This is a genomic window from Enterobacter sp. A103, from assembly GCF_034427535.1.
Classification (GTDB): domain Bacteria; phylum Pseudomonadota; class Gammaproteobacteria; order Enterobacterales; family Enterobacteriaceae; genus Enterobacter; species Enterobacter asburiae_B.
Window position 1 is genome coordinate 462,343 of sequence record NZ_JAXQPQ010000001.1, and the last position, 22,971, is coordinate 485,313.

20 protein-coding genes are annotated in these 22,971 nt (G+C 57.9%); 7 read left to right on the plus strand and 13 right to left on the minus strand.

Features of this window, described 5'->3' with window-relative positions; genetic code table 11:
* Positions 1-7 precede the first annotated feature (7 nt).
* Entirely contained in the window at positions 8-2,476 is a 2,469-nt protein-coding gene (treY, locus tag SPH27_RS02250) for a malto-oligosyltrehalose synthase (RefSeq protein WP_284593324.1), read from the minus strand.
* On the minus strand, positions 2,473-4,260 hold the full coding sequence (gene treZ / locus SPH27_RS02255) for a malto-oligosyltrehalose trehalohydrolase (protein ID WP_207167484.1): 1,788 nt from the start codon (positions 4,258-4,260) through the stop codon (positions 2,473-2,475). The genes treY and treZ overlap by 4 nt, the downstream gene beginning before the upstream one ends.
* Before the next feature lie 132 nt (positions 4,261-4,392).
* Between treZ and SPH27_RS02260 the strand changes: the two genes are divergently transcribed.
* From SPH27_RS02260 to SPH27_RS02275, 4 genes are all read left to right on the plus strand, one after another.
* Positions 4,393-4,920, plus strand: a complete 528-nt coding sequence (locus SPH27_RS02260; protein WP_182072939.1) for a GNAT family N-acetyltransferase — start codon at positions 4,393-4,395, stop codon at positions 4,918-4,920.
* 86 nt (positions 4,921-5,006) lie between these two features.
* Positions 5,007-5,756: a 5'-nucleotidase, lipoprotein e(P4) family gene (locus SPH27_RS02265; RefSeq protein WP_404995706.1), complete on the plus strand. Its 750-nt coding sequence runs from the start codon at positions 5,007-5,009 to the stop codon at positions 5,754-5,756.
* A 141-nt stretch (positions 5,757-5,897) separates the two neighbouring features.
* Positions 5,898-6,884, plus strand: coding sequence for an MBL fold metallo-hydrolase (locus SPH27_RS02270; RefSeq protein ID WP_182072941.1), 987 nt, complete (start codon positions 5,898-5,900; stop codon positions 6,882-6,884).
* Position 6,885: 1 nt separating this feature from the next.
* A complete protein-coding gene (locus SPH27_RS02275) occupies positions 6,886-7,797 on the plus strand; it encodes a LysR family transcriptional regulator (protein WP_182072942.1) in 912 nt (303 codons plus the stop codon).
* Here the strand turns inward: SPH27_RS02275 and SPH27_RS02280 are convergent.
* Entirely contained in the window at positions 7,788-8,672 is an 885-nt protein-coding gene (locus tag SPH27_RS02280) for a LysR substrate-binding domain-containing protein (RefSeq protein WP_182072943.1), read from the minus strand. The genes SPH27_RS02275 and SPH27_RS02280 overlap by 10 nt on opposite strands.
* Before the next feature lie 112 nt (positions 8,673-8,784).
* On the opposite strand from SPH27_RS02280, the gene SPH27_RS02285 reads away from it, so the two are divergent.
* Positions 8,785-10,272: a UbiD family decarboxylase gene (locus tag SPH27_RS02285; protein ID WP_182072944.1), complete on the plus strand. Its 1,488-nt coding sequence runs from the start codon at positions 8,785-8,787 to the stop codon at positions 10,270-10,272.
* Positions 10,273-10,346: 74 nt separating this feature from the next.
* On the opposite strand, the gene SPH27_RS02290 is transcribed toward SPH27_RS02285, so the two are convergent.
* Entirely contained in the window at positions 10,347-11,681 is a 1,335-nt protein-coding gene (locus SPH27_RS02290) for a J domain-containing protein (protein ID WP_182072945.1), read from the minus strand.
* Entirely contained in the window at positions 11,682-13,376 is a 1,695-nt protein-coding gene (locus SPH27_RS02295) for an Hsp70 family protein (RefSeq protein ID WP_182072946.1), read from the minus strand.
* A 165-nt stretch (positions 13,377-13,541) separates the two neighbouring features.
* Between SPH27_RS02295 and SPH27_RS02300 the strand changes: the two genes are divergently transcribed.
* Entirely contained in the window at positions 13,542-13,829 is a 288-nt protein-coding gene (locus SPH27_RS02300) for a VF530 family DNA-binding protein (RefSeq protein ID WP_033145603.1), read from the plus strand.
* 7 nt (positions 13,830-13,836) lie between these two features.
* Positions 13,837-15,129, plus strand: a complete 1,293-nt coding sequence (locus SPH27_RS02305) for a glycoside hydrolase family 10 protein (protein ID WP_182072947.1) — start codon at positions 13,837-13,839, stop codon at positions 15,127-15,129.
* 38 nt (positions 15,130-15,167) lie between these two features.
* Here SPH27_RS02305 and dsbG read toward each other — a convergent pair whose 3' ends face one another.
* The 8 genes from dsbG to SPH27_RS02345 all read right to left on the minus strand — a co-directional run bounded on the left by dsbG (position 15,168) and on the right by SPH27_RS02345 (position 22,960).
* Positions 15,168-15,926: a thiol:disulfide interchange protein DsbG gene (dsbG, locus tag SPH27_RS02310; RefSeq protein ID WP_182072948.1), complete on the minus strand. Its 759-nt coding sequence runs from the start codon at positions 15,924-15,926 to the stop codon at positions 15,168-15,170.
* A gap of 41 nt (positions 15,927-15,967) precedes the next feature.
* A complete protein-coding gene (locus SPH27_RS02315; RefSeq protein ID WP_182072949.1) occupies positions 15,968-16,579 on the minus strand; it encodes a DsbA family protein in 612 nt (203 codons plus the stop codon).
* A gap of 7 nt (positions 16,580-16,586) precedes the next feature.
* Positions 16,587-18,611, minus strand: coding sequence for a protein-disulfide reductase DsbD family protein (locus tag SPH27_RS02320; protein ID WP_182072950.1), 2,025 nt, complete (start codon positions 18,609-18,611; stop codon positions 16,587-16,589).
* Between the two features lie 47 nt (positions 18,612-18,658).
* A complete protein-coding gene (locus tag SPH27_RS02325; protein WP_182072951.1) occupies positions 18,659-19,030 on the minus strand; it encodes a hypothetical protein in 372 nt (123 codons plus the stop codon).
* A gap of 87 nt (positions 19,031-19,117) precedes the next feature.
* A complete protein-coding gene (locus SPH27_RS02330; protein ID WP_126796012.1) occupies positions 19,118-19,678 on the minus strand; it encodes an RNA polymerase sigma factor in 561 nt (186 codons plus the stop codon).
* 5 nt (positions 19,679-19,683) lie between these two features.
* Positions 19,684-20,103, minus strand: coding sequence for a hypothetical protein (locus SPH27_RS02335; protein ID WP_029741320.1), 420 nt, complete (start codon positions 20,101-20,103; stop codon positions 19,684-19,686).
* A 200-nt stretch (positions 20,104-20,303) separates the two neighbouring features.
* Positions 20,304-21,854 (minus strand): methyl-accepting chemotaxis protein, encoded by a 1,551-nt coding sequence (locus SPH27_RS02340; RefSeq protein WP_096151077.1) that lies wholly within the window; start codon positions 21,852-21,854, stop codon positions 20,304-20,306.
* Positions 21,855-21,943: 89 nt separating this feature from the next.
* Positions 21,944-22,960, minus strand: coding sequence for a LacI family DNA-binding transcriptional regulator (locus tag SPH27_RS02345; RefSeq protein ID WP_182072952.1), 1,017 nt, complete (start codon positions 22,958-22,960; stop codon positions 21,944-21,946).
* Between the last annotated feature and the right edge of the window lie 11 nt (positions 22,961-22,971).

Genomic DNA, 22,971 nt, shown 5'->3' on the forward strand with positions numbered 1-22,971 from the left:
TCCACGATTATTCGCAGGTAAGCAGAACCAGTACACATCCCTTTTCTGACGTTAAATCCAGCGTCTCTTGCAGAATGCGGCTCTCACCGCTGAACAGATCCCGATAGCGTTTCCCGGCCAGTTCTTCCGGTATCGCGACCCTGGTATTGACCCACAGCTGATGATTATCGGTGACATCAAAAACCAGACGCGGTACGGCGACAATCAGCGCCTCCTCGTCCTTAACGCGGGCATAGACAATCAGGTTCTCCTCGCGCTCGCCGGTGACCTTAAGCGGCAGCCAGTCGCCGTAGCGGAAAAGCGCGTCGTAATGCGGACGCAGCCGCAGCAGCGTGGCGGTGACGAACTGCTTAACGCGCCCGTCTCGCCAGCAGGCCGGGTTATCAAATACCGTGGCATCCGCCGCGCTGAGGTTGTGCACCAGCGCGTTGAAGTCCGGCTCCCGTCGGTTATCCGGGTCGACGAGGCTAAAGTTGAGCGCCTCGCTGCCCTGATAGATATCCGGCACGCCGGGAGCCGTCAGCTTGATTACCGTCTGGCTGAGGCTGTTTATCAGCCCGGCCCGGATAAAGGGCTGCATCGCCTCGCTAAAATTCTGCAGGAACAGGGCGTTGTCCGGCGAAAGCAGGTGCCGCGCGTAGCTCAGCACCACGCTCTCATAGCTCTCGTTGCTGTCGATCCAGTCGGTGCGCTGTTTTGCCTCGCGCAGCGCTTTCTCGAGGAAGCCGATGAATCGCGCGTCGAGTGCTTTAAGCCCTTCGGCGTCGTCCGGTGACTGCGTAGCGGGCCAGACGCCCGCCAGCGCCTGATAGATCATCCAGGTATCGGCAGCGTTCGGCGCGGTACCGTCATTGAGAAAACGCACCTGAGTCTGGTTCATCTGTCGCCAGCGGGCCAGATTTTCCCCCCAGCGTTCCGGCGCTTCCGTCAGGGTGTAGAGACGCGCCCGGGCGTCTTCCCCGCGCTTGGTATCGTGCGTGGAGGTGCCCAGCAGCGCGTCGGGCTGTCGGGCCAGACGAATGCGCATCTCCTGGTGGAAGCGGGATAATGAAAACGCGCGCGGCGTCGGGTCGGCGCCCACTTCATTGAGCGCCAGCTCGAGGTTGTGGCGGAAGAACAGCGTGTCTTCAACGGACTTCGCCATCAGCGGCCCGGTAAGCTGCTGGAAGCGGGTTCTGAACAGCGCGGCGGACTCGCGGCAATCTTCCGGCAGGTCGCCGGTAAGAATGCGCACAATCAGGCTCAGCGCCGCTTCAGACGTCTCCACGCCGGCGATCACGCGGTTAAGCAGCGCCACGTCCGGCGGGGTTAATCCCTCCCGGGTGCCGTAGGTGCGGTAGACCGGAAAGGCGATAAGCAGCTCGCGCAGCGCGTGGCGGATCTCCTCGCGCGGTAGCGCAACCTCATTGCGGCGGGCCAGATCGTCAGCAAGGTTAAGCAGCGTGGTGAATTCACCCTCAAAATTGCGATCGGTCATCAGGCCCTTGGCATCGCGCAGTTCCGCGTGGCGATCGACCGTTATTCCCAGCGTTTCGTCGTGGATGGTCTCCAGGCGCGACAGGTTATCATCGTCGACCAGCACTTCCGCCAGCGAGGCGATAAACTCGTAGCCGGTGGTGCCGGATACCGGCCAGTCGGCGGGGAGCTGTTCTCCCTTCGCGAGGATTTTTTCAACCGTGATGTAGCAGTCGGGCCCGGTTTTCTCCCGCAGGCGCTGCAGATACCCCAGCGGATCGGCCAGGCCGTCGACGTGGTCGATTCGCAGGCCGTCCACCACGCCGGCGTGAACCAGCTCCAGGATCAGCCGGTGCGTATCGTCGAATACCGGCTCGTCTTCAACCCGAACGCCGACCAGCCCGGTGATCTCGAAGAAGCGCCGCCACGAGAGCTGCTTCGGCGCTTCCCGCCAGGACATCAGCCGCCAGCTTTGCGCTTCATGTAGCTCAGCAATACTTTTCTCCTCGCTGTACGTGCCTGGGTTGAGCGGATACTCGGCGTCATAGTAAACCAGCGCGGCCTTGTTCGTGACAGGGTCACGTTTTAGAGCGATCGCCCCCTTCTCCAGCTCCGCCTCAAAGGTGTCACCGAGGAACGGTAGCGTTAGCGGGCGCGACCCGTCGATATCGAAATAGCGGAAATAGCGGCTCTGCTGGCCGTATTCAATCACGTCCCGCCACCAGGCATTTTCCAGCGAGGTGGACATATGGTTCGGGACAATATCCAGAATCAGCCCCATGCCGGCCTGCTTAAGCGCTGCGGCCATGCGGTCGAAACCGTCTCGTCCGCCGATTGCGGGGTCAATTTCATTCGGGTTGGTCACGTCATAGCCGTGGGTGGAACCCGCTGTGGCGGTAAATACGGGCGACGCGTAGAGATGGCTGATGCCGAGATCTTTCAGGTAAGGCACCAGCGCCGCAACGCGGTCGAAGGTCATGCCATTGCGGAACTGAATACGATACGTGGCGGAAGGGATCATAACGATGCTTCTCCATCAGCAAAGCGAACGACAATACCGTTCGGCGGTAAAACGTCAGTGACTTCCGGCCAGGCAAAGCGCGTCTCACCCGCGAGATCGGGCAGCGCGGCGGGCTTATTACCAATATTCAGCGCCAGAGAGAGCGTCCCCGACGTGAAATGCCAGCTCACCGCCACCATGCCGGGCGCGGTCTTGATTACCTTGCCCTCAACGGCGCCGCCATGACGCAGAAGCGGAACGATATGGCGATGACGCAGCGTCAGCAGGTGGCGCGTGAAGCGCAGCCACGTTTTGCCTTCGTCGGTGGCAATCTTATTCCAGTCGAGTTTTGAACGGATGAAGGTGTTCAGGTCGTTCGGGTCCGGGACGGTTTCATCGTGCCCGGCATGGCCGGTAAACTCTTTTGCGCGCCCTTCCCGCACCGCCTTTGCCAGATCGCCGTGAAAATCGGTGAAGAACAGGAACGGATGCGTTTCACCAAACTCCTCGCCCATAAACAGCAGCGGGATATGGGGAGAAAGCAGCAGCGCGGCAAGCAGCACCCGCGTCTTGTCAGCACCGGCCAGGGCGATCAGCCGCTCGCCCTGGGCGCGATTCCCGGTCTGATCGTGGTTCTGAATAAAATCGACGAAGAACTGCGGCGGCTGCGTCTGGCACTCCACTCCGCGGGATTCACCGGTTTGCAGCGAAATCTCGCCCTGGTAGACAAAGCCTTCCGCCAGCGCCCGGGCGAACTTTTTCTCCGGCTCAAAGGCAAAATCCTGGTAATACGCGTGGGTCTCGCCGGTGGCAAACACGTGGGCAGCGTTGTGGAAGTCATCATTCCACTCGGCGGTGAACAGCGGCGTGTTGCCCTGTTCATCGCGCGGATGCAGGAAAATCACGTTGCGGCTGTCTTCCGTGGTCAGGTGAACGTGGCGGTGCGGGATCGCCTCGCGGATTTTTGCGGCAATCTCCTCCAGAATGTGCGTCTCCGCGCTGTCTTTAATCTGGTCGATGGCGTCAAAGCGCAGGCCGTCCAGACGATACTCCGTCAGCCAGTAGAGCGGTGCATCGGTGATGTACTGCCTCACCGGCTCGCGTTCGTAAGCAATTCCGTTGCCCCACGGCGTCATCCGCTGTGCGTCAAAAAACGCGGGCGACAGCAGAGGCAGATAGTTCCCCTCGGGGCCGAAGTGGTTGAGCACGATATCCAGCACCACGGAAAGCCCCAGCCCGTGCGCGGCGTCGATAAACGCGTGGAAATCCTCCGGCGTACCGTAGGCAGAGTGCGGGGCGTACAGCAGCACGCCGTCATACCCCCAGCCGCGTGTTCCGCCAAACTGAGAGACGGGCATCACTTCAAACTGGGTAATACCGAGCTCTGCCAGATACGGTAGCTTGTCGATGGCGGCCCGGAAGGTGCCCTCCGGGGTAAACGTGCCGATGTGCAGCTCGTAGATAACCGTGTCTTCCCACGGCCGCCCTGCCCAGTCCTGGTTGAGCGGCTGGTAGCGTTGGGGATCGATAACGATGGAGGGGCCGTTAACGTCGCCTCTTTGCGCGCGCGAGGCGGGATCGGGCACCGTCATGCCGTCCTGCAGAACAAATTGATATTCTGCACCGTGCGTGACGCCGGATACGTCTGCCTGAAACCAGCCGTCGCCAGCTGCCGTCATCGGCACGTCGGCGGCGGCCAGACGTAGCGTAAGTTCTTTCTGTCCTTCTGCCCAGACGCGAAAACGTACAACGTCATCGGAAATAAACTCAGCACCCCACTGCTTTTGAAATGTCCTGAATTCCATTCATTGTCCTCGAATGACCCACATTTTACGCGGAACGAAGTACAAGCTTAGTTCAGGATTAAAAGTGTGTTAGGCCAGCGAATTTAACCGCTTCGTCTATTCTTTATGAAATAACTCACTACCGGGAAGACTATGCAGATTCGAAAAGGACTCAGTACCGACCTCACGCGCCTTGAATGCTGTGACTTTTCTTTCACCATAAGCCACATTGCGCGAGAGCCCTTTATCCACTGCGATTTGCATATCGAAGCCGTCGCCGAGCCCTGGATTAAAACCTACGAGCTCGACATCCAAACCCTTGAAAACCACTGCGTTAATCCGGACGCCATATTTCTTATTGCCGAAACGGATGACGGGGAAATTGCCGGATTTATTACCGCGTCAATCGGCTGGAATAAGTTTATCTCGGTGGATTACATTGCCGTGGAGCGCACGAAACGCAGAACCGGCGCCGCGCAAAAATTAATGGCCGCCGCGCACGTGTGGGCCCGCAGCGTAAACGCGCCGGGATTACGGCTTGAAACACAAAATGTGAACGTCTCTGCCTGTCTGTTTTACCGCAACTACGGATTTATCCTGGGCGGATACGATCGTTATCTCTACAACGCCTTACCGGAAAAAGACGAAGTCGCCCTGTTCTGGTATTACATGCTGGTCTAGCGGCGCGGCCTTCATATTTCTGTCATTGAATTTCATTACGCTTTCGGGATTTTAACCAGGGTGTTGAGGAAAGAAGTGTGAATTCAATGGCTAAGGCATTACTGCTGGCATTACCTGTTTTGAGTGCAACGGCAGCGGCGACGGCCGCCGGGGGCGAGCTGTGTGAACCCAAAGCGTACGAAATGGCGCTGCGCTATCAGCAGAAATCGGCAGAGATCGTGGCTCTTCAGCTGCAGACGTATCGGTTTGCCACCGAGCGTTTCAACGAAAAGTTAAAAGACCTGAAAACGCCTGAAAATTACGCCGTGGTAATGGATCTGGATGAAACGGTGCTGGATAACACCCCTCTGCTGGTGCGCGACACCGAGCAGTGTCACGACTATACAAAATGGGACACCTGGAGCGGCTGGGAGAAACAGGGAAAACCCGGCTTGATTCCGGGCGCGAAGGCGTTTCTTGACCATGTGAATCAAAGCAAGGTCCGTATCTATTATGTTTCGGACCGCATGCAGGAAAATAAAGCCGATACGCTCAGGACGTTAAAAGCCCTGGGACTTCCGCAGGTATCCGATGAAAGCGTGCTTCTGGACACGGTCAGCAAGGAAGAGCGTCGCCAGAGCATCCTCAAAAAACAGCAGATCGTGATGCTGTTTGGCGACAGCCTGCCGGATTTCGCCGTGCAGTTTAAAAATAAAAAGCCGAGCGAGCAGCAGCGTGAGCTGGTTGAGGCCAGCGCGGAACACTTCGGAAACGACTGGATTGTGCTGCCAAATGCCGCTTATGGCTCCTGGTCCAAAGCCACGCCGGACGGCTGGAACGCGCCGCTGAAAAAATAACGTGTTACGAGCCGGGAAAGGCAGCATCGCCACCCGGCTTCTGCGCTGTGCTATCCACTGCATTTATAGGTCCTATCATTTCTGGGCAGGTTCTTATAATTTTACGAAGAAGTAAGATGAGCGCTTTCAAAGGAGACTCGTATGCTTACCGTGAAAAAACTTGCTCTGTCCACGCTGATTTCCAGTTCATTGCTTTTCTACCCTGCGCTGCAGGCGTCGGCAGAGACGCCCCAGCACGTCGTTAAACAACCGGCGGGCGGATACAGCGTTCAGGTCGGCGACGTTCTGGTCACCTCGTTTACCGACGGGACCGTCGCGCAGGATCTGCACAAGCTGCTGCGCCGGACAACGCCGCAAAAAATTGATGCGCTGCTCGCGAAAAATTTCCAGACCAACCCGCCTGAAGTGTCCATCAACGCGTTCCTGATTGCGATGCCCGGACATAAAATTCTGGTGGATACGGGCTCAGGCCAGCTCTTTGGCCCCGGCAACGGCGGACGTCTGATTGAGAGCCTCGCCACCCAGGGGATTAAACCCGAGGACATTACTGAAGTCCTGCTGACCCACGCCCACTCCGATCACGCGGGCGGCCTGGTGAAAGACGGCAAGGTGGTGTTCAGCAACGCGCGCGTTTTCGTTGGCAAACCGGACGTCGACTTTTTCTTTAACGACGAGAATCAGAAAAAAACCGGCTACGGCAAGAACTACTTTGACGTCGCGCAGAAGACCTTAAAACCCTATCTTGACGCCGGTAAAGTGGTGCCGTTTAGCGGCACATCTGAGATTCTCCCGGGGCTGACCGGCACGGTTCATCCCGGCCATACGCCGGGTTCAGCCTTCTACACGCTGACGAGCAACGGCGAGAAGATCACCTTTGTCGGCGACATCATTCATGCCGCGGCGGTTCAGTTCCCGCAGCCTGACGTGACCATTACCTACGATGAAGATCAGAACAAAGCGGCAGGCGTGCGCGAACACGCGTTTGCGGAATTTGTGAAAAATAAAGACCTGGTTGCCGCGCCCCATCTGCCGTTCCCGGGTATCGGGTACGTCACCAAAGGCGAAAACGGCGGCTATGCCTGGGTTCCTGTGAACTATACCAACCGGGACGCCGGCAGCGCGAAATAAAATGACGCCCGTCTCTGACATGGACATCGACCTGATCCTGACCCTGGACGCCCTGCTTCAGGACAGGAATATCACCCATGCGGCCGCGCGGCTGGGCATCAGCCAGCCCGCGCTGTCCGCCCGTCTCGCGCGTCTGCGAACGCTGTTTGGCGAACCGCTGTTTATTCCCTCCCCACATGGACGTGGGGTGCTACCGACGCCGCGAGCGGAAGCGCTTATGCCGCAGGTGGAGAGCGTGCTGCGCGGCATCAGCGCGATGTTTTCTCCCACCACATTTGATGCCCAGACCAGCACCCGGACCTTTGTTATCGCGCTGCACGAAAACCCGGCGCTGATGCTGGGCACCGGGCTGCTTAACCAGGTGGGTACCGAAGCTCCAGGTATTCGCCTGCGCTTCGCCCTGCCACAGATGTCCGAACTGCCGCAGCAGCTTGAAAACGGAGATGTGGATATCTACATCGGCGTGAGCGCGGGTGCCCATGACGGCTGGGTGAGGCGCAAACTGCTCGACGATGCGTTTGCCACCGCCCAGCGCAAAGGCCATCCGCGCGGTACCAGAGCGTTAGACCTGGAAAGCTACTGCGCGCTTTCTCATCTGGTGGTGTCATCGGCGGGAGATCCGTTTACCGGCTTTGTCGATCAAACCCTGGCCGGGCTGGGCTACCAGCGACGCGTCGCGATGTCCACGCAGAGCTACGCCGTGGCGCCTGCGCTTGTTGCCGGTACCGACCTGGTGTGCACCCTGCCGGAACGGATGCTGAAACAGTTTGCCGGCACGCTGGATCTCTTTGCGCCGCCGCTGCCGCTCCAGCCGATTACCATCTACATGTACTGGCACCCGAAAAACAGCCAGGATCCGGCGAATGCCTGGCTGCGCGAGCAGCTGCTGCAGGCCGCCGGGCGTCAGGTGTGATCGAGGGTAATCAGTAATTTTTTAAGCACTTCTGAGCGAATAATCCGGTGGCAAACCAGCGTCAGCTCGCTTTCACGGAGCCGGTCGAGGATGTCCACGTAAACCACGTTCTCAACGCTCACCGCCTTTGCCGATGCGGGCAGCAGCGCCAGCCCAAATCCCGCCGAGACCAGGCTTATCACGGTGGGCACGTCGGTCGCGTTTTGCACCACGTCCGGCTGAAAGCCCGCCCCGCTGCAGGCGTCATAAAAGTACTGTTCCAGCCCCATTCCCTCCGGGTCGCGCAGGGAGATCCATTTTTCGTCCTTCACCGACGAAAGCGTCAGCGCGGAAGATCCCGCCAGCGGGTGCTGACGATACAGCGCCAGGACCGTTTTCTCTGACGTGAACGGGCGGCTTTGCAGATCGTCAGGCAGGGACGGCAGCGGCGCCCGGATAATAGCCACATCGAGCTGGTTGCTCTGCACGGCCGCGTAGAGCGTCTGCACATTTCCCGTCACCAGCGACATGGTAATGGCCGGCCAGCGCGTGTGCATCTGGCGCAGCGCGGCGGGCAGCCTGCCGTCGAACATCGCACTCGACACGCACCCCAGGTTTAATACCCCCTGCTCGCCCCGTGCCGTTTGCCTGGCGTCGAGAACCGCCTGCTCGGTCAGGGAAATGGCGAGCCTGGCTTTCACCAGAAACGCTTCACCCGCGGGCGTCAGGGTTAAGCGGCGGTTCGCCCGGCTAAAGAGCGTGACGCCTAAACGTTCTTCCAGCGCCTTTATCTGCTGGCTCAGGGCCGGTTGCGCCATGTTCAGACGCTCGGCGGCCCGGTGCATGTGGAGCTCTTCGGCCACGACGATGAAATGGCGCATCTGACGAAACTGCACGGAACACTTCCTTTTTTGATATGAATTTACTTATCAATTTAGCAGTAATGATGCAATTGATGCTATTGGTCATTGCCATAAAAATGGAGGTATTCAAACGAGGGAGGAAAATATGGAAAACCCGATCAACGATCTCCGCAGCGCCATCGCCCTGCTTCAGCGCCACGAAGGGCAGTATCTTGAAACCGATTATCCGGTCGATCCCAACGCGGAGCTGGCGGGGGTCTACCGCCATATCGGCGCGGGCGGCACGGTAAAACGTCCCACCCGTACGGGACCGGCCATGATGTTCAACAGCGTAAAGGGCTATCCGGGCTCCCGCATCCTGGTGGGCATGCACGCCAGCCGCGAGCGCGCGGCGCTTCTGCTAGGCTGTGAGCCCTCGGAGCTGGCAAAACACGTCGGCCAGGCGGTGAAAAAGCCAGTTGCGCCGGTTGTCGTTCCGGCCTCGCAGGCACCCTGCCAGGAACAGGTTTTCTACGCAGACGACCCTGACTTCGACCTGCGCAAGCTGCTTCCGGCCCCCACAAACACGCCGATTGATGCGGGCCCGTTCTTCTGTCTGGGGCTGGTGCTGGCAAGCGATCCGGAAGACAGCTCGCTAACGGACGTCACCATCCACCGCCTCTGCGTTCAGGAGCGCGACGAGCTTTCCATGTTCCTTGCCGCCGGTCGGCATATTGAAGTCTTCCGCAAAAAGGCGGAAGAAGCCGGAAAACCGCTGCAGGTGACGATCAATATGGGGCTCGATCCAGCCATCTATATCGGCGCGTGCTTTGAGGCGCCCACCACGCCGTTTGGCTACAACGAGCTGGGCGTCGCCGGGGCGCTGCGCCAGCAGCCGGTCGAACTGGTGCAGGGCGTGGCGGTAAAAGAGAAAGCGATCGCGCGGGCGGAAATCATCATCGAGGGCGAACTGCTACCGGGCGTGCGCGTAAGAGAAGATCAGCACACCAACACCGGCCACGCGATGCCGGAGTTCCCGGGCTACTGCGGCGAGGCGAACCCGTCCCTGCCCGTGATCAAAGTGAAAGCCGTGACCATGCGAAACCACGCGATCCTGCAAACGCTGGTGGGACCGGGAGAAGAGCATACCACCCTGGCCGGTTTGCCGACGGAAGCCAGCATCCGCAATGCCGTTGAAGAGGCGATTCCGGGCTTCCTGCAAAACGTCTATGCGCATACCGCGGGCGGCGGTAAATTCCTCGGGATCCTGCAGGTGAAAAAACGCCAGCCGTCAGACGAAGGACGTCAGGGACAGGCGGCGCTCATTGCCTTAGCCACCTATTCGGAGCTGAAGAACATCATTCTTGTCGACGAAGACGTGGATATTTTCGACAGCGACGACATCCTGTGGGCGATGACCACCCGCATGCAGGGCGATGTCAGCATCACCAATATTCCGGGGATCCGCGGCCACCAGCTGGATCCGTCCCAGTCGCCGGATTACAGCACCTCAATTCGCGCAAACGGCATTTCCTGCAAGACCATCTTCGACTGCACGGTGCCGTGGGCGCTGAAGGACCGCTTCGAGCGCGCGCCGTTTATGGAGGTGGATCCGCGTCCGTGGGCGCCGGAGCTGTTCGCTGATAAGAAATAAATAGCTGAAAAATTTAATAAGGTCACTCTGGCTTAAGCCGGGTGACCTTTTATTATTAGAGCGCCATATTTAATTCATCTCTCACTAAACTGATTAATCAGCGCCGCCATAACCGCAGCACAAATAAAGTAATGAATGAAAAGCCAGATAAAGCTATACCAGGCGAAATTCATCACCTCAAGGATCCGCCATGGACTGGAAAAGAGCCTGCTCATGATAATTCCGGGCAAGCGGATCGCCGGTACTTTTCGATTCGGCCACACTGCCCATACGGCTATCGCCGACAGCAGCAAAAAGATCGCCGTCATCAGGAGTGGTGGCCCCAGACCGGGTGTAGTAATGGCCGAAAGAGCAGCAAAATAGAGTCCGCCAAAGAACCACTGAATAATAATGAGTGAAAGCAGGAACTCAATGCCTAAAAAAGCGCTGAGCAATCTGGGTCTGGAATGGGCGCTTATCAACACCATATCGCTGACGTAAAGGTAGAAAATAAGCGTTGCAATTGTAATGGTACTGACGAGGGTAATACCCCCAGTGGAGGGTAAAATAGCGCTGAAAAGAAAACCCCAAAATGCCAATAAGAAAAGACCCGCCGATGTGAGGCCTAATCGTGCTCTCTGCAGGAACTGCAGAATAAAAGGATTGAACCGGGGGAGGATTTCCGGAAAAGATTGCAGTACGTATTGATATCGTGTTGCCATAGTTTCAATCAAACCCGGCAATAATCGTATCCAAAAAGGTACGTTCGGTCGTTCACTTCTGAGCAGCTTAATAGCCAGCCTCTCCCGCCATGATCCCTGCTTCCCTTCCGCCTCCATTTTCTGCCAGGCTCGGAGGATTTCAGTTTGGCGGATCTGATGATTAATGGCGTGTTGAAGGTAACGCGGGATGATATGGCTAAAGTCGTAATCATGTATCCGCCAGTTCAGCATTTCCGCCACGATATCAAGTTGCGCTTCAGTTAATCCAGCCTGTTCAGCCAGTGCAGCGGCAAGACGTTGACTGAAAAGCCGTTGTTGTTCAAGACTTCCTCGCCCGTTAATGCGGGCGGAGAGATGCTTGAGAGAAGCAATGCCGGATATTTCTTCGTTGACGAGCTTATAAGCCAGAGCAGATATTTCCTGTTCCGTATATAACGCTTCGCGCTCTGGTAAGAAAACGGTCACGCGTTCATCAGTTTCTTCCTGACGATGAACCATTGCCGCTGGTTCATCGACTAAAACACGTTGTGGATCCTTCTCTTTGCCTTCCTTTGCTAACCGTTTTGCATCGTCAAAGGCTTCCCGTAGGCGTTGGTAACCAGTGGGGTCGGTATCAGGACGATTCTTTTTTAACTGGCGTGCGTAGGCTCGCCGAATTTCCGATTCATCCTCTGTAGGATCAATATCAAGAGTTTGCCAGATGCTCATCTACCTGACCCCTTCGTAGCTATTGAGAAAAAGTTCAACCTCTCGTGCAGAACGTTCAATCCGCTGCGGCTCCTGACTCTCAAGAGCCCACTCAAATTCTGTTGTAAGCCGGTCAATGCAGGCTCGCTCATCCCCCAGCAGCCGTTCATAGAGGCGCGAACAGCGAGCCAACAGCGCGACGTTTTCCTTACGATCGCGAGGGTGGATTTTGAGTGCGGCGAGCTTTTGCAGACTCTCGGCAATTTGTTCATCGCTCATCTGCCCTGGCACTTTTTCAATAACCCGTCTTGAGATGGCGGGGTTTCCCTGACACTGGCATTCGACTTCCAGCAAACCATCGAGGGTGTAGGTAAAGCGGACATCCAGAGAGACCTCTCCCGCCGGTGCAGGTGGGACATCAATACTCATTTCACCCAGAAAAATATTATCGCGAACTTTGCGCGCCTCCCCCTGGTAGATCTTCAGCAATACAGTGCGTTGATTATCTTCAACGGTATTGACTGTCTCCATCTTACTCACGGGTAGAAAGGTATTTCGTTCGATGAGTGGCAGGAAAAATCCCGTCTCAAGACGCTCCGAACTACGCCTGGCAACTTCAACACCCAGAGAAAAAGGCATCACGTCCGTGAGAATGATATCCTCCACGGCGACATCAGACATGACCATACCGGCCTGAACGCCAGCACCAAGGGCTACGGCTTCGTCGGGATGAAGATCGTGACGTGGGAAGCGACCAAAAAGTCGCGCGACAGTCTGGCGGACGAGTGGCATGCGCGTCGCCCCTCCCACCAGAAGGATATGGTCCAGATCGCGCACTGAGAAACGCGCATCATTGAGCGCCTGCTGAACAGGATGTTGAAGCCGATTTAAAAGCGGTTTGCAGCAGTGGGCAAATTGCTCTTCATTCATTAACCATCGCCACTCCGTTTCATTCCAGCATAGAGTGACCTCGGCCTGTGCATGCTGGCTAAGCGTCAGTTTCACGCTTTCGGCTTTCGCCAGCAGCTCGGCCCTCACCGTATCGGGGGCTGCTTTTAGAGCCGGGTGTTGTTGCAACATCCAGTGCAGAATGGCATCCGAGAAATCATCTCCACCTAAGCGTACGTCTCCGCTGCTGGCACGGACTTCCACCACGCCCTCAAACATATCAATAATGGATACATCGAATGTCCCACCGCCAAGATCGAAAGTGAGATATTTTTGTTCTCTGTTTTCCAGTAACCCAAAAGCAAGAGAAGCTGCGGTAGGTTCGTTTAAAAGGCGGATGGCATTCAGGCCGGCCAGGCTGGCAGCATTTTTTACCGCCCGTCGTTGTACATCATTAAAATAAGCCGGAACGGTGATGATCGCATCGGATATAGCCTGGCCAAGCCAGGCTTCAGCATCCTCTTTCAACTGGCGAAGCAGCAGAGCAGATAACTCCTCCGCACGAAATTGCCTTAGCCCAAGCGGAAGCTGGATGTCTGTCCCCATGAAACGCTTAAAGCTCGCCTGCGTGAGATGCGGGTGAGTTTGTAAACGATCCCGGGCAGGACGGCCTGTCAGGATATTGCCGTCATCATCAAGACCCACGACTGAAGGGGTCAGAACCTCACCAAATTTATTCGTAACCAGCACTGGCCGCCCCTCAAGCCAAACGCTGACCGCGCTGTTCGTTGTCCCGAGATCGATTCCCAGCACCTGATTATGCGTCATCGGTATACCTGTTTTTCATTGTTACTCTATTGATTATACAAATAGTTAGAAGAGAACTAATGCCCAAAAAAAGGGGGATCTTGATATTATTGCCGCTTCACCTGCTTTCTTGTACCCTTTCACCGGAAACCCTGCCCCCACAAACATTGAGACATCCGGACACCTATGACTGCACATATTTCCAAAGATCCTTTGCATGGCGTAACGCTGGAGATGATGGTCAATGCCCTGGTGGCAAAATACGGCTGGAGCGAACTGGGCGACCGAATCAAAATTAACTGTTTCAGAAAAGATCCCAGCGTTAAATCGAGCCTGAAATTTCTGCGCCGCACCCCGTGGGCGCGCGCGGAAGTGGAAGCCCTGTATCTGGACTCCCTCAACGACGAGGTAAGCACAGAACAGGCGGCGCCCGCGTTTAATCCCTGGGCCAACAGTCGGATTATCAAGAGCTAATACGCAAATGACGCGACACGTAAAACGGATTGGTGCGCTGGCTGCCTGCGCGCTTTTACTTGTGAGCTGCTCCTCCAAACCGCCAAAATCACTGGTTACCCCTCTTCCCACCGCGAGCAAACCGACGCAGCAGGCAAACGAGCCAATGCGCGGGATCTGGCTGGCGACCGTCTCACGTCTCGACTGGCCGCCGGTGGCCTCGGTGAACGGCCGCAGCGCGGACCAGCGCATCGCGATGCAGAAGCAGGCGCTGACAAGCAAGCTCGACAACCTTAAGCGCCTCGGCATTAACACGGTGTTTTTCCAGGTGAAGCCGGACAGCACGGCCCTCTGGTCATCAAAAATTTTGCCGTGGTCGGATATGCTGACGGGCAACATCGGCGAGTATCCGGGATACGATCCGCTGCAGTTTATGCTGGATGAAGCGCACAAGCGCGGCATGAAAGTGCATGCCTGGTTCAACCCGTACCGCGTGTCGACCAACACCAAACCGTCCACCATCGCCGCCCTGAACCGGACCGCCTATCAGACCCCGTCCAGCGTCTATGTCCAGCACCCTGAGTGGGTGCGCATCTCGGGCGACCGCTTTGTGCTCGACCCCGGCATTCCGGAAGTGCGCGACTGGATAACCAAAGTGGTGACCGAAGTGGTGGCGAACTACGCGGTAGACGGCGTGCAGTTTGACGATTACTTCTATACCGAAACGCCTGGTTCAGCGCTCAATGACGCACAGACCTGGCGGCAGTACGGTCAGGGATTTGCCTCAAAGGCTGACTGGCGTAGACACAACACGCAGCAGCTGATCGTCCAGGTTTCCCGCGCGATTAAACAGACCAGGCCCGACGTTGAGTTTGGCGTCAGCCCGGCGGGCGTGTGGCGTAACCGTTCGTTTGACCCGGCAGGCTCTGACACCCGCGGCGCCGCGGCCTACGATGAATCCTACGCCGATACGCGGCAGTGGGTTCAGCAGGGCCTGCTCGACTACATCGCTCCGCAGATTTACTGGCCCTTCTCCCGGGATGCCGCGCGCTACGACGTGCTGACCAAATGGTGGGCCGACGTCGTGAAGCCGACCCACACTCGCCTGTATATCGGCATTGCGTTCTACAAGGTGGGCGAGCCGTCGAGAAACGAGCCGGACTGGACGGTTCAGGGCGGCGTGCCGGAGCTGAAAAAGCAGCTCGATCTCAACGATTCGCTGCCCAACGTGAACGGCACCATCCTGTTCCGGGAAGATTACCTGAACCAGCCGCAGACCCAGCAGGCGGTGAACTACCTGAAAGGACGCTGGGGAAGCTAAATGCCATCAGGCAGAAACGCCCCGTTTCTGCCTGTTTTTTACGGCTTCGGCCCGAACATCGCCTCAAGCTGCTGCGCATCCGGCATACCGACCACCTGCTGCAGCTCATTTTCCGCATTCAGATAGTAAATGGCCGGCGTGGCGTTAGCGCCCAGGCTGTCCATCAGCGTCTGGTGCTTCTGCAGGATCGCTACCGTTTCGCGGGAAGCCTCGCCCTCTGGCTTCGGTAATTTTTTGCCACCTGAAAGCTCGTATTCGCGCCAGGCCGAAACCGGATCTTTCGCATTCAGAATCGCCGAGGCGTTACGTCCGCTGTTGGGGTTGAGAAACGCCACCAGCAGCGTGTTGAGCTGCACCTTGCCCGCCTTCACCCACGGCTGCGCTTCGGCCCAGAACTGCTTGCAGTACGGACAGAACGGATCGGCGAAAACAAAGACCTTACGCGGGGCGTTATCCGCCCCTTCCTTCAGGGGATGCGCCGCGTTGAGGTTCTTCCACATCTCGCGTCCCATCGGGGCGTAGATCTCTTTCTGGAAATAGCCCTCGCTGAGGTTTTTTCCTTTGTCATCGTACAGATAGCCTGAGATGACGTGCTTGCCGTCCGGCGTTAAAAAGAGCGTTACGCCCATATCCTGATACTGCCCCAGCCAGGCAGGCGCGCCGCCGGGCGCATCCAGCTTCTTGATGATTTTAATGTTCTGCTGCTCGCCGAAGTGCTTCACCACGTCCGGTATGGCATCAGCCGCCTGTACCAGCCCTGACGTCGCCAGCGCTGAAAGTAACAGTAATTTTTTCATTTCCCTCTCCGGTTTGTCGGGGGCATTACGCCCCCTTCAGGTTAGCGGTTTTTCAGTGCGTCACTGACCATTTCGTCGAACTGTTCGTACGGCACCCAGCCGGGCAGCAGTCCTTCGCCGATGAGCGTGGCGGGCGTGCCCTGGATCCCCATTTTTTCCGCGACGATCAGGCTGCGCTTAATTGTCATAAGGCTCTCGTCATCCGGCGTCGTAACGCTCACGCCCGCCCGCTTCTGCGCCTCCTGAATGCTGGCGTCATCGTGGTAACCCTTTTTCGCCATCAGGGTATGGTTCAGCTTCATAAACTGCCGGGGCTCCTGACGCCAGAGCGTTAACGCATCGCGCGCGGCAGTCAGCGAACTTTCCGAGCGGAAAGGTAAAAACTTAAAGACCACCGCCACGTCCGGGTGTTTTTCGACGATCTTCTCCAGATACGGATCGAATTTTTTACAGTACAGACAGTTGTAGTCGGTAAACACCACCAGGGTGAGCTTTGGGTTTTTCGCGCCGATGCGCGGGGAGTTTGGATCGTTAAACAGAAAATCATACACCATCTTCTGCGCACGCTGCTCCTGGTCCAGCGTTAGCGGCTGGGCAGCGAACACCTGAACCGGCGCCAGCAGGAGCAGAAGCGTAATAAGGAATTTTTTCATAACACAGTTAGCCTTTTGCGTTGTTCAGGGTGGCGATCAGAGTGCGCTTGTCCAGCAGCGGCGAGAGGATTTCCCCCTCAGGCAGACCGGGGCCATACGCTGCGTTAAACGGAATGGCGTAACGGTTTCGCTTCGCCAGAAAATCGGCGATAAACGCGGACGGCTGGCTCCAGTCTCCGCGAAGGGCCACCACGTCCGGCTGGCGCAGCGCGGCAATAACGTCCGGCTGATTCAGCACCCGATGCTCGTTAACTTTGCAGGTCACGCACCAGTCCGCCGAGATATCCACAAACACCCGTTTTCCCTGCACCAGCGCCTGCTGGATGGCCTCCTCGCTGAGCGGCTGCCACGGGATGGTCTGCGCAGCATTTTGTGCCGGAGCGGCAGGCGGCGCGTTAAGCAGCCCGCGCGCCTGATACCCACCAAACGCCGACAGCGCGATAACCACGAGCCAGAACAGCGGTGAGGATTTTTGCCCCTTCAGCGCGAACAGCGCCAGCGCGACGGCGATGAGCACCAGCATCACAATCTGGCTGACCGCCTCGCCCAGATGCACGCTCAGTAATGTTGCCAGCCAGAGGCTGGAGGCGAGCATCATCAGGCCCAGAACGACTTTTAGCGTGTTCATCCAGCGGCCGGGTTTCGGCAGCAGCATGGCCGTTTTTGGCACCAGGGCGACAAACAGCCACGGCAGGCTCATGCCCACGCCGAGCATCAGGAAGATCAGCCACAGGGAGTGCAGCGGTGCGCCAAGGGCAAAGGCAACCGCCGTACCGAGGAACGGCGCGGAGCACGGCGTCGCCAGCAGCGTGGCGAACATCCCTTCGCAGAAGCTGCCGCCAATCCCGGATCCTCCTGCCGTCGCCAGCCGTCCCGTGGCGGCGGAAGGCAGCAGCATCTCAAACGCGCCAAACAGGTTCAGCGCAAACAGGAAGGTGACGGCGACCATCAGGCCAATAAACCACGGGTTCTGGAACTGAATGCCCCACCCCAGCGACGCCCCGGCCAGCTTCAGCGCCGTCACCATCCCCGCCAGCAGCATAAAGGAGGTGAGGATCCCGGCGCTGGTAGCGAGGAAGCGCAGCCTGATAGCGCGCCTGTCCGATCCCGCCTGCAGGATGCTGTTAAGCTTCATGCCCATGACCGGCAGCACGCAGGGCATCAGGTTGAGGATCAGCCCGCCCAGCAGCGCAAAAAGCACCATTTTGCCCGTCCCTTCAGGCGCAGAAGGTGCAGCAGGCGTCGCGCCAACGGTCATGGTGGTTTGCTGCGCATTGCCGCCACTGGTCAGCACAAACGACAGCCTCTTGCCTTCCAGCGAGGCGGGCTTGTCTCCCCATTCGTCGGTCAGGGGTACCGTCACCCGAAGCGTATTGCCGTCGTGTTTGATGACCGGCTCGCCGGGAAGAATGTCACCTTCCAGCGGGTCAAAGTAGATCCCCGGATTATCCCACTTCCCGTCCGACGTGCCGGTAATCACCAGCTTGTCGCCAGAGAGCCACGCGGAGAGATCCCTGGATACGCCTGACGTACCGGGCACGGCGCGCATCGCCTGCTCGAACTCGCTACGGAAGCCCTCATCTACCGGCTGGGTAAAATCGAGATGCAGCGGGTAGTCCGTCAGCAGACAGACGTTACTGCACGTGGAAAGCGTGAGCGTCCCGTCGAGCGTGTCGCCCTTCACTCCGTCGAGCGTAATCGGGATAGTGACCTTGTCGTGATAGCCCTGCGTGGTCATGCCGGAGATATCGAAGCGCGACGGGACCGGCCAGGACCAGCTATCCGTTACGCCCTCCGGCCAGCTGATTTTCGGCGCGACGCCGCCCTCGCCCGGCGATCGCCAGTAGGTTTTCCAGCCGGGCTTTAGCTCAACGGTGAGCAGACCTTTAACGTGCGTTTGCTCCCTCTCCGCCTGAAAGCGGATGCGGGCGTGATCGTTTTGGGGGGAAACCAGCCAGCCTGTGTCCGCCGCATGGGCAATGCCGATGCAGGACAGCCACAGGAAGACGAATCCCCTGAAGAGGTTAACCATGTTTTACTCCGAGAACAGTGAAAATTATCGTGAGAGGACGATGATTTTCATTCACGGAAAACGCAGTTTTTAAGGTGTATTCGGGGAGGCGGTGCCTGAACGGGCTGCTCTGCGGGAGCCAATGCCCGCCCTTGCGTAAACAGCTGCAGCAGCGCGAAGAAGATAATAATGGCCGGTAGCGCGCCGTCGAAGAACAGCGGCTGGGCGCAAAGCAGCGAGTGTGCGCCCAGCTGACAGGGCGACGGGCCGGGCTGTTCGGTGTTGCTGCTTTGACCCGGGGCATCTACACTCAGTGAAATCTGCGGATCCAGTCCCTGTAAAAAATGGTTGAGCATCACCGCACGCTGCACGAGGCAAAGCGCCATCGCGAGACAGGTGACGATCAAAAGCCATTTTCCGAGGAGCTGACGGTTGCGCATAACGTTCCAGAGTAACAAGACGCCCCGATCATAAACGATAGTGATGAATCTACAAGTGCCGGAAGTGTAAGGTTTTGTCTGTCGCCGCTATTCGCCCGTCAGCGCGTCGTAGACGTCGCGCAGCCGCGTGCGCAGAAACAGCACCGCCTTGTGCTTGCGGGATAACAAAGCCTGTTCGCTGGCGCCGGTCTCCTCTGCCAGCATTTTAATGCTGTAGCCGTGCAGTTCGGTCTTTTCAAACACCTCGCGCTGCGGCGGCGGCAGTTCAGACAGCGCCTGCCCCAGCTCTTCCCACAGCAGCGTTTTGAGGTACTCCTCTTCCGGCGTGTGCGGCACGCCGAAAAGGGTTTCGGCCAGCTCGTCCTCCGGGAAACCCTCTTCGTCTACGCCCGTAAAATAGCCGGAGAGTGAGACCTCGCGCTTTTTACGCGCCCGGTCGGTCATCTCATTACGCGCCGCGCGGAACAGCCAGGCGGCGACGTTTTCGACCGGCTGTTCCACTTTCATCAGCTGATAGGTGACTTCCTGCAAAATGTCGTCGGCATCATCGCGAACGGAGGTCCGCCCGCGAATGAAGGCTTTCAGCCGGGCGCGGCAGGCATTGAGCGCCGACATCAGCATGGATCCGCCCGCCTCCCCGGCTTTCATTTCGCTCACTCTGCTTCCGGCGCTTTTGGCGTGGCGTCGTCGCGCTTATCGTCACGATGACCGTGCCAGCCGCAGTGGCCACGACCGTGGCGACCAAAACCTTCGCGACGCTGCTGAATAAACGCCTCGCGCTGTTCGGGCGTCATGTTCATCCAGCGCTCGTGCATCCGGCGGTGCGCGCCAAACATCCCCGGACGGAAACCTAATCCGCCAAACAGAATGCGGCTCAGCACCAGAATGCCCAGCGCCTGCCAGAAGCCAATGGCTTTCACGCCAAGGATGGCCGGGAGCAAGGCGTTCCAGAGGGTCATCACCACCAGGCCGAGCACGATGAAAATCACCGCGCCGATGACTAAGCCCTTGCCCATACGGTGGCGACCGAATCCGCGCCCGTGACCTCTGTCGTGCATATCAAAATCTCTCATGGTGTTTACCTCGTTTACAGTAACTGATTATGGCTTGTGATGAGGTAGACGGATGAGGGAGGGAAATATTGCTGGGGTGAATGAAATAATTACTCTGGCCGCACATTCTCGGTTATTGCCCGGCGGCGCTGACGCTTGCGCGGGCCTACAGGTTTCGTAGGCCGGGTAAGCGTCAGCGCCACCCGGCACATGTCAAAGGCTTACGCCTGCACCGGCAAACTAAAACTCGAAATACTCCGTGAAAGCTGCTGCGCCTGCTCTTCCAGCGAGGCCGCTGCCGCAGCGGACTGCTGCACCAGCGCGGCGTTCTGCTGGGTCACGCCATCCATCTCGGTCACCGCCTGGCCGACCTGGCTGATCCCGCGGCTCTGCTCTTCAGAGGCGACGGAGATCTGCTCCATCAGCGTATTCACTTTATTCACCGACGAAATAATCGAGTCAATCACCTCGCCCGAGCGGCTGACCAGCTCCGCGCCGTTTTTCACGCTGGAGACCGACTGCGCAATCAGGCTCTCGATGTCCTTGGCCGCCACCGCGCTTTTCTGCGCCAGAGTGCGCACTTCGCTGGCCACGACCGCAAAGCCGCGGCCCTGCGTGCCGGCGCGCGCCGCTTCAACCGCCGCGTTCAGCGCCAGGATGTTGGTCTGGAAGGCAATGCTGTTAATCACGCTGGTAATGTCTTCGATGCGCTTCGAGTTCGCCGCGATGGTATTCATCGTGTCGATAACTTCTCGGGTTACCGCTTCACCGGTGTGGGCATTTTTCACCGCGTCCTGCACCAGTTTCCCGGCCTGATAAACGTTGTCGGTATTGTTCGCCACCGTCGCGCTCAGCTCTTCCATGCTCGCCGCCGTCTGGGTCAATGCGGAAGCCTGCTGCTCGGTACGTGACGCCAGGTCGATATTTCCGGAGGCAATCTCCTGCGCCGCGTGCGTTACGGTATGGCTCGCATCGCGCACCTGGGCGATGGTCGCCAGCAGTGCCTGACGCATCTGTTCCATCGAGCTCATAAGATGATCGATTTCGTTATGTGCGCTCCCCTTGACCGGCACCGGAACGTCCAGCTTGCCCGCCGCAATCTGGCTGCAGTGCTCGCGCGCCAGGTTGACCGGCGCAAAGACAAAGCGCTTCATCAGCAGGCTGACGGCGACAATCACCACCACAAACAGGCTGGCGATAGCGGCAATGATCGCCAGGCCGGAGACGAAATTGCTGCTCGCATCTTCGTTCAGGCTTTTGGCGTATTTCTGGTGGACGGAAAGGACCTGGTCGAGAACGATCTCGTACTGGCGGTCGAGGCGGGAGACTTCCGGGATCAGCGCGTTAAATTTGGCCACATCGTGCGCCTCGGCGGCATCGATCAGCGGTGCCAGCCCCTGGTTGCGGTAGTTTTGCCAGGCGTCCTGATAGGCAGTCACCAGCGGCGCTTCATCCGTCAGACGCGGCGAAGCCATAAAGGCCGCAAAGGCGTGGTCAGCTTTGGTCAGCGCCTCTTTCACGGCGGTTAGCTTTGCAGCCCCGTCCGCCGAGTTGCCCGCTTCCACCATCTTCACATATTCCATCACCCGCACGCGCAGCGTACGGCTGTGGTTGATGGGGTCAATAATGGACAGCACAACCTGGATCTCTTTGTTGACGTTATCCAGGGAATTATTACTTTTTATGATGAGGCCAACGCTGGTGACAATGCTGACAACAAAGAAGAAAAGCAGCGAGAACAGGACGATCAGGGACGACTTTTTCAACGACATAAACCAATACCTCAAGGAAAATTATTCCTTATGGTTATCGGCCATTCCAAAACTTAAATTAATTAAAGTTATTGAAGTATCGAACCGGGCTATTTCGCTGGCTTATAGCGTCGCTGCAGGGTGGCATTGAGCTTGCGCTGCAACGGCTGCGGCGTCTCCCCTTCGATCAATTTGTTAATCAAATCAAAGCAGTGCCACGCCAGCTGGCGGTTATCCTGACGAATGGTATCCACCGGGATCGTCAGGGAATCGTAGAGATAATGATCGTCAAAACTGGCTAACCTGATATCACTTTGCAACAGGTTGTGCTGGCCCATATAGCGCAGCACCCCTTCCAGCAGCCCGCAGGCGGCGGCGAACAGCGCTTTCGGCGGACGCCCCAGACGGGCGCAGAGTTCAGCAAACATCTCGTAACCGGAGCTCGGGTGATAGTTGCCGTGAATGATCCACTCGGGGCGCAGCTCCACGCCCGCCTCTCGCAGACCTTGCTTAAACCCTTCCAGGCGGTCGCGCGTCGGAGAAAGGCGCGGCTGGCCGCCGAGGAAGTAGAATTCATCAGGGTGCTGGCGCGCAATGTCGGCCACCAGTTCCGCCGTTGGAGTAATGGAATCGGTGATGACCAGCGGCAGCGCGCTGTCGTTGATGTGGCGGTCAAACAGGACAACGGGCAGCTGCTCGCTCAGCTTGTGGTAGTCCGCATCGTTAAGCATGCTGGAGGCCACAATCAGCCCGTCAACCTGACGCGCCACCATGTTGTTCACCACCACCGTCTCCTGCCCCGGGTTTTCATCGCTACAGGAGATCAGCAGCTGAACGCCCGCCTCGCGGCACAGCGTCTCAAGCTCGTGAGAAAACACGGCAAAACCGTAGTTGGTGATCTCCGGGACCACCAGACCAACGGTGTGGCTGCGGTTATCGCGCAGCGACCGGGCGTGAATGCTGGGCTGATAGTGGTGCTCTTTTGCAATCGCCAGCACGCGCTCGCGCGTCTCTTCCGCCACGCGAAGCTCTTTGCTGCGCCCGTTCAGGACCAGGCTGGCGGTGGCTTTTGACACACCCGCCAGCTCCGCGATGTCTTTAATGGTGACGCGTTTTGTTTTTCTCACAACGACTTAGA

Excerpts from the sequence above, each read along its gene's own strand:
- SPH27_RS02340 (WP_096151077.1), bottom strand. The coding sequence starts at position 21,854 with ATGTCGTTGAAAAAGTCGTCCCTGATCGTCCTGTTCTCGCTGCTTTTC.
- treY (WP_284593324.1), bottom strand. The coding sequence starts at position 2,476 with ATGATCCCTTCCGCCACGTATCGTATTCAGTTCCGCAATGGCATGACC.
- SPH27_RS02295 (WP_182072946.1), bottom strand. The coding sequence starts at position 13,376 with ATGACGCATAATCAGGTGCTGGGAATCGATCTCGGGACAACGAACAGC.
- SPH27_RS02315 (WP_182072949.1), bottom strand. The coding sequence starts at position 16,579 with ATGAAAAAATTCCTTATTACGCTTCTGCTCCTGCTGGCGCCGGTTCAG.
- SPH27_RS02325 (WP_182072951.1), bottom strand. The coding sequence starts at position 19,030 with ATGCGCAACCGTCAGCTCCTCGGAAAATGGCTTTTGATCGTCACCTGT.
- SPH27_RS02290 (WP_182072945.1), bottom strand. The coding sequence starts at position 11,681 with ATGAGCATCTGGCAAACTCTTGATATTGATCCTACAGAGGATGAATCG.
- SPH27_RS02320 (WP_182072950.1), bottom strand. The coding sequence starts at position 18,611 with ATGGTTAACCTCTTCAGGGGATTCGTCTTCCTGTGGCTGTCCTGCATC.
- SPH27_RS02330 (WP_126796012.1), bottom strand. The coding sequence starts at position 19,678 with ATGAAAGCCGGGGAGGCGGGCGGATCCATGCTGATGTCGGCGCTCAAT.
- SPH27_RS02285 (WP_182072944.1), top strand. The coding sequence starts at position 8,785 with ATGGAAAACCCGATCAACGATCTCCGCAGCGCCATCGCCCTGCTTCAG.
- dsbG (WP_182072948.1), bottom strand. The coding sequence starts at position 15,926 with ATGAAAAAATTACTGTTACTTTCAGCGCTGGCGACGTCAGGGCTGGTA.
- treZ (WP_207167484.1), bottom strand. The coding sequence starts at position 4,260 with ATGGAATTCAGGACATTTCAAAAGCAGTGGGGTGCTGAGTTTATTTCC.
- SPH27_RS02335 (WP_029741320.1), bottom strand. The coding sequence starts at position 20,103 with ATGAGAGATTTTGATATGCACGACAGAGGTCACGGGCGCGGATTCGGT.
- SPH27_RS02260 (WP_182072939.1), top strand. The coding sequence starts at position 4,393 with ATGCAGATTCGAAAAGGACTCAGTACCGACCTCACGCGCCTTGAATGC.
- SPH27_RS02270 (WP_182072941.1), top strand. The coding sequence starts at position 5,898 with ATGCTTACCGTGAAAAAACTTGCTCTGTCCACGCTGATTTCCAGTTCA.
- SPH27_RS02265 (WP_404995706.1), top strand. The coding sequence starts at position 5,007 with ATGGCTAAGGCATTACTGCTGGCATTACCTGTTTTGAGTGCAACGGCA.
- SPH27_RS02275 (WP_182072942.1), top strand. The coding sequence starts at position 6,886 with ATGACGCCCGTCTCTGACATGGACATCGACCTGATCCTGACCCTGGAC.
- SPH27_RS02305 (WP_182072947.1), top strand. The coding sequence starts at position 13,837 with ATGACGCGACACGTAAAACGGATTGGTGCGCTGGCTGCCTGCGCGCTT.
- SPH27_RS02300 (WP_033145603.1), top strand. The coding sequence starts at position 13,542 with ATGACTGCACATATTTCCAAAGATCCTTTGCATGGCGTAACGCTGGAG.